A 6,237-nucleotide genomic window follows, 5' to 3' on the forward strand; every position below is an offset into this window, starting at 1 on the left:
TGCCGAGATCCATCATCGGTGCGGCGCGGCTGATCGGCTTGCCGACGGTCGTCTGCGACACGCGCTTGCCGTCGCCCGGGTGATACATCCGGTTCAGCAGCGACGCGACGCCCGGCATCGTCACCGTCGTGCCGTCGACGTTGACGTCGCGGTCGGCGGCCCACGCGTGCTTCAGCGAGAACACGCGGATCGTCGTGCCGCCCGTGCGCGCGGAATTCTCGTCGAGCCGCGCGGCGATGCTCGTCACGAGCTCGACATAGCGCGGCGGCCCCGCGACGAGCGCGGTGCGCTGCTGCGCGTTGTAGGTGACCGGATAGCGCGGATCGGCGACCTTCATCTGCTCGAGCAGGTCCCGCAGGTCGCTCGTGTTCGCGTGATCGAGCTTGACGAGCGTGCTCTTCATGTCGCTCGCGGGCGTCACGTACAGCACGGTGCCGTCGTAGTACCAGACGAATCCGAACGACGCGGAGAGCGTGTCGAGGAAGCGCTGCGGCGACATCTTCATCTTGCCGCTGACGGCGCCGCTCACGCCGGGCGCGACGTTCGCCGCGATGTTCTGGCTCGCGGAGAGGTCGCGCAGGACGTCCTTCACGTCCTTGCCTTCCGCCGCGTACTGGATTTCGGTGCTGCGCCAGCGGATCGGCGCGGCATCGACGGAAAGGCTCGCAAGCGAGCACATCAGGGACAGAAAAATGGAAATCTTGGCCTTCATGGGTCCGTCCGGTGAGGACGCGCGGCCGTCGGTCGGACAGGCGCGCGCCGCGAATGGGAGACCCGTGCAGTTAACCGCATCCGGGCGCGGCGGCGGCCGCGCGCGGCGAAGGTCCGTTCAATAGAACGAATTGATGGTCCAGCCGGTTGCGAGCGGCGTCTGAAGGAAGGTCTGGCCGCCGCCGCAATAGGAGGACGTCCACGGCGTCTTCGCGTAGCCGTCATACGTCGCCCATTTGCTCGAAAGCCTGACCGTGTATCCGTTGCGCGGCTCGGCGGCCACGTTCAGCGTGACGTTGATCGTCGCGGCGTCCTCGCGCAATTTCGACGACTGCGCCTCGTTGTGCGCGATCACCCTGTTGCCCTGACGGTCGATGACGTCGACGACCAGCCGCATCTGCCCTTCCCGCCCCTTCTGGTCGCAGGTCGCATAGCTCATGTGCATGTATGCGCTCACCGCAATCAGCCCATTGTTGTCGAGCTTCACCGGCCGGTCGATCGTGTACGTGTACGTGCCGTCCCGTTCGTAGGTGATGAGCGGCGGATTCGGATACCCGCCACGGTAGGTGAACCCGCACGAAAAATCACTCGCGCCAGGCGTCTCCATCAGGATCGCGCATGCCGTGTCGGTGCCGCCGATCTTGATCCCTGACTGCGGCAGCCACTTGCCGTCCTGGCATGACAGCACTTGTCCGTCCTGGCCCATCGATACGAGGCCGGCAGTTGGACGATTCTTGTCGGGCGCACACGGCGTGTTGACGACGACGCGCCCGGTGATCTCGTACTGGTTCGCGGAAACGACGCCGGGCACGATCAGGTTGTCGTTCTGATCGACCGCGAGCGCCTGCCAGGCGGCGCCCGTCCACGCGTAGGCGCGGAATTTGTCGAGCGTGAGGCGCACGTCGCCTTTCTCGTTCGATGCATCGGTGGGCAGATCGTCGGCCTTTTTGACAGGATCCTTCCAGTGGCCGCCAGCGCCGCGCCACACGCCACTCTTGCAGCTCAGCAGATTGCCGAATGCGTCCGCGCCAAGCTTGCCGTTCGTGAAGTTGCCGGCCGTTCCGCAGTTCACCGCGTCGGGGTTGCCGGCCGTGAACGTGTGCGTGAGCCAGATCGGCACCTGCATCGCGTTCGCCTCCGGATGGCCACCGACGCCAACGCGGTACAGGTAATCGCTGTTGATCTGCTGGCCCGGGCCATTGAAGAAGATCTCGTTCGCGAGGTGACCCACATTCGGCGGCGTGGCGCCTTTCGGATCGCAGGTTGGCGAGCTGCCGCCGAGAAACGTGCCGAGCGGCATCCGCCACGCGTCGAATGCGCCGCGCACTTCATTCGGAAACGCCTTGCTGATCGAACCGCCGCCCGGCCCCGCACTCGCGGCGACGAGCCCGAGTTCCTTGTCGCCGATCGTCTCGCCGCCGGTCGTCACGACCAGCGCGTCGAGCCCGGTGCCGAGTGCGCTCCGCTTGACGAGTACGCACGTGTTCTGGCCGTATGCATTCGTCGGCCGAAGTGCTGCGGGCAGATCATTCGTCGCCTGCAGATCGGCAAGCTTCATCACGATGGGCGTTTGTTTGTTCGCGCGCTGCAGCCACGCATCGTAATCGCGCCTCAACGCCCGCGTGGCGGCGGCCGTCACCTGCGCCTGGTATTGCGCAGCCTGCTCCGCACGCACGTCGTCCAGCGACGAATCCATCATCATCGCGATGCCGGCGAGCATCACTGCTGCGATCGCCAGCGCGCCGAGCACCTCGATCAGCGCGATGCCGCGCGCGCGGCGACGGGAAGACTTGAAATGCATCAGTACGCTTGCCCCATCCAGACCGGCATGCCGTTCGCAATCTTCAACCCGGCCGGCAGCGGCACGCCGCTCGCCGGCGCGTTCGGATTCGCGTTGCCGGGGCGCACGACCGCATTGCGATACGCGACGCCCGCGAACAGCGAACCGTCGGCGAGCGTCGTGATTTCGCCGATGATATTGACGGACGGCGCCGCCGACGCATACGCGACGACGGTGCCGTCCATGACGTAGTTGCGCCATAGCGGGTTCGCGCCCGGATACCACGCCGGAAACGGCAGCCGCGTATCTGGCACCGCGCCACGTGTGCCGGGATGCACGCGCGCATAGTCGAGCGTCGCCTGCCGGTAGATGGCGAGGTTTTCGGCGAGCGCCTGCGCGGTGCGCGCCGGTTGCAGCGCGGGAATGGCGGACGGGTCATGCAGCGTCGCATAGACAGCGGCGATCGACGCGAAGGCCAGTGCGGCGGCGAGGGCGTACATAAATGACGTGGCGGATGGCGAATGAGTCTGGTGGTGTCAGTTCGACGTCCAGACGATGGTGGCGCTATCGGTGCAAGCGTCCGTCGCAGCGCTCGGCGAGACCGGATAATTGACGGACTTTTCGCCAATCTTCGCCGTTTTCCAGTTTCCGCCGGCCGTCAACGTATTGACGCAGACTTCTTTCGGCACTTGCGTGTAAGCGACGGTGAAAGTCTGCGTCGCACCGGTCACGGTCACAGTTCCTCCCCACGTATTCGAAACACCGCCTTTGTCGTCCTGTGTCAGCGTCCCCGGAAACACCTTCGCCGCACTCAGATTCGCGTTCATCGATGCCGTGCCGTAGTTGTTCACCTGCCCCATGTAAAGCTTTTTCGTGCCCGTCTGAATCGCATTCAGATCCTCGGTCAGCCGATTCGTATTCGCGCTCGAGAACGCCGACCCGAGCAGCGCGATCGCGCCGACGATCACGATCGCCGCGACGCCCAGATACGCGATGCTCTCGAGCAGCGACGCACCGCGCTCCTTGCGGTGCCTCCGGCAGAACGCCGGTGTGTGTCGATAGGCGGGAGGGTTGGCGAGTGGTTTCATAGTGTGTTCTCCAGAATTAAAAATGCGCGACGTCAATGCATCGCGCGCGTCATTGCGGCGATTTCCTGCTGGATGCCGAAGAAGCCCGTCACGAGCCAGCCGATCACCATCGCGAGCGCGACGATCGCGACGCCGTTAAGCACGCGCATCTGCGCGGTAATTCGCGCGACGCCCTCTTCGAGCCATTCGTCGGCGAGCATCTTGAGTGCCGTGTCGAAGCCGCGGTATTCGGCGTAAATGCACAAATCCTCGACGATCTCGCGCGACGGAAACTGATAACCGGCGTTGCGCAGCGCCTCGCCGGCGTTGAGGCCCGACTTCACGCCGACCAGCGTGTCGTCGATCCGCTCGCGCAGCCACGGCTCCGCGACCGCGCCGATCTTGAGCAGCGCCCGCTCGACCGTGACGCCCGACGCCTGCAGCACCGAGAACGCGATCAGGAAGCCGCTGCCCGTGACGAGCCGGTAGATCGAATAAGGCGGCACGCGATCCGCGTAGATGCGCAGCGGCCCGCGCCAGCGCGGCAACGACCACGCGAGCGCGGCGAGCACCGCGACGAGCGCCGCGACGACGACGGGCATCCAGCCCTGCACGAACAGCGACATCAGGTACAGCGAGCGCGCGGCGCCGCGCCAGTGCGTCGGATCGGCGATCAGCGCGAACTTCGGGATCACGTGCGTGCCGAACAGGTACAGATAGCCGATCACCATCACGACCAGCCCGATCGGATACGCGACGCCGCCCGTGACTGCGCGGCGGATCTTGCGGCTCGACTGCACGATGTCGGCAACCGACACGAGCGCGTCCTCGATGTGCCCCGCCTGCTCGCCTGCCGCGACGATCATCTGCTCCGTCGCGGGTACCCATGCCTCCATCGCCTCCGACAGCATCCGGCCGTTCTGCACGGCGAGCCGCCAGTCGGACAGCACGATCGCGAGCGCCTCGCGCGGCTTGCGCCCTTCGCTCGACGCGCGCCATTCGAGTTCCTCCAGCACCTTGAGGAGCGGCACCCCGTTGCCGAGCATCTTCGCGATCTTCCGATAGACGCGCAGCCGCTCGTCGGCATTCAGGCAGAACTTCGCCCAGCGGCGATTCAGTTCAAGTGCCATAGCTGAATCCGACGAGCGACAGTTGCTGTCGCGCTTCGCCCGCAACCGGCGCGAGCGTGCCGACGACGCGCTCGACGCCGCGCGGATCGACGAGCCCCGCCGCGACCTTGCGCAGCGCGTGCTCGCCAAGCGTCATCCCGCCGCGCGTGGTGGTCCAGTACTCGAGCGCGCCGGCCTTGTCGCCGTCGCGCAGGAATTCGAACAGCCGCGCATCGGGCAGGATCACTTCGGCGACGACGGTGCGGCCGATCGTGCCGACCGTGCGGCAGTACTCGCAGCCATCGCCTGCGATGCACACGTCGTGCATCCGGCTGTCGAGCGCGAGCCGCAGCCGCGCGAACAGGCCTGGCTCGATCCGGTCCGGATGATCGACGAGCCGCAGCTTGCAATGCGGACACAGCAGCTTCACGAGACGCTGGCTGATGAGCCCCGAGATCACCGTGTGATCAGTGACCATCCGCGTGTGCAGGCCGAGATCGATCAGGCGGTCGGCGATCGCGAGCGCGCTGTTCGCGTGCACCGTCGTCCACACCTGGTGGCCCGTCATCGACGCGCGCAGCGCCGTTTGCCCGGACGCGCGGTCGCGGATCTCGCCGATCATGATCGTGTCCGGGTCGAGCCGCATCGCGTTCGTGATCGCCGCCGCGAATGCGAGCGCGCGCGCGTCCTCGGTCGGCGCGTTCGCGACGGGCGTCTGCACCGCGCCGTCGATCGGATATTCGATCGGGTCCTCGACCGTGATCACGTGCAGGCTGCCGCGCGACTCGTCGATCTGGGCGGCGAGCATCCGCTGCAGCGTCGTCGATTTACCGGAACCCGTCGGGCCGCTGATGATGTTCATCCCGTGCGGCTGTGCGCGCAGCGCACGGAACGCCGCGACGTGCTCGGGCGCGAAGCCGAGCGCCGCGAGATCGGTCGCGTCGCCCGCATCGTTGTACAGGAGCCGCAGCACCATCAGGCTGCCTTCGTTGGTCGGCGTCGTCGCGATCCGCACGCCGTACAGATCGTCCGGCAGCTTGTCGCGGTCGCCAATGCTCGCGTCCTGACGTTCGCTCGGCCGGTAGCTGTTGTCCGACACGGTCGTCATCGCGCCGTACAGCGTCGCGAGCAGCCGCTCGCCGTGCTCGCGCGTGTGCTCGTTCACGCGCATGAGCTCGTTGTGGACCCGGAAGTAGACCTCGGTGCTGAAGCGTCGCACGCGGATATGGATGTCCGATGCGCGCTCGCGGCACGCGCGGCCGATCAGCTCCTTCGCGAGCACCTGCATCACCGTGTGATCGAGCCGCTCGCCGCCGCCCGCGGCGTTCTGCCGGTATGCCTCGCGCACCTGCATCAGCGTCGCGGGCGTCGGCCGGTACGGCCGGCCCATCCGGTCAAGCCGCGCGCGATACGACAGCACGAACGGATTCATCTCGTGGCCGTCGGCAATCAGGAGACACCCGTCGTCGAGCAGGCAGACGAACTTGCGTTCCTCGACGCTCGCGGCGAAGTCGCCCGCTTCGCTGACGGCGCGCGGGCCGCGCGGCGGCGCGGCATCGCCCGCCGCGCG

The 6,237-nt window shown here is 66.7% G+C and carries 6 protein-coding genes; all 6 read right to left on the reverse strand.

Going from position 1 to position 6,237, the window contains the following annotated elements; genetic code table 11:
- Window positions 1–712: secretin N-terminal domain-containing protein (locus tag G3N99_RS32660; protein WP_346778514.1), on the reverse strand; the 712-nt coding region annotated here is incomplete at its 3' end.
- 117 nt (window positions 713–829) lie between these two features.
- A complete protein-coding gene (gene pilV, locus G3N99_RS32665) occupies window positions 830–2,512 on the reverse strand; it encodes a shufflon system plasmid conjugative transfer pilus tip adhesin PilV (RefSeq protein WP_206124435.1) in 1,683 nt (560 codons plus the stop codon).
- Window positions 2,512–2,991 (reverse strand): type IV pilus biogenesis protein PilM, encoded by a 480-nt coding sequence (gene pilM, locus G3N99_RS32670; protein ID WP_174943563.1) that lies wholly within the window; start codon window positions 2,989–2,991, stop codon window positions 2,512–2,514. Before pilM ends, pilV begins: the two co-directional genes overlap by 1 nt.
- Window positions 2,992–3,027: 36 nt before the next feature.
- Window positions 3,028–3,579 carry a type 4 pilus major pilin gene (locus tag G3N99_RS32675; RefSeq protein ID WP_174943785.1) on the reverse strand — a complete coding sequence of 184 codons (552 nt, stop codon included), beginning with the start codon at window positions 3,577–3,579 and terminating at the stop codon, window positions 3,028–3,030.
- A 32-nt stretch (window positions 3,580–3,611) separates the two neighbouring features.
- Window positions 3,612–4,688: a type II secretion system F family protein gene (locus G3N99_RS32680; protein ID WP_174947155.1), complete on the reverse strand. Its 1,077-nt coding sequence runs from the start codon at window positions 4,686–4,688 to the stop codon at window positions 3,612–3,614.
- The coding region (locus G3N99_RS32685; protein WP_206124436.1) for an ATPase, T2SS/T4P/T4SS family at window positions 4,678–6,237 on the reverse strand (1,560 nt) is incomplete at its 5' end. The genes G3N99_RS32685 and G3N99_RS32680, both read right to left, overlap by 11 nt.

The organism is Burkholderia sp. Ac-20392 (genome assembly GCF_017104585.1).
Taxonomy (GTDB): Bacteria; Pseudomonadota; Gammaproteobacteria; order Burkholderiales; family Burkholderiaceae; genus Burkholderia; species Burkholderia lata.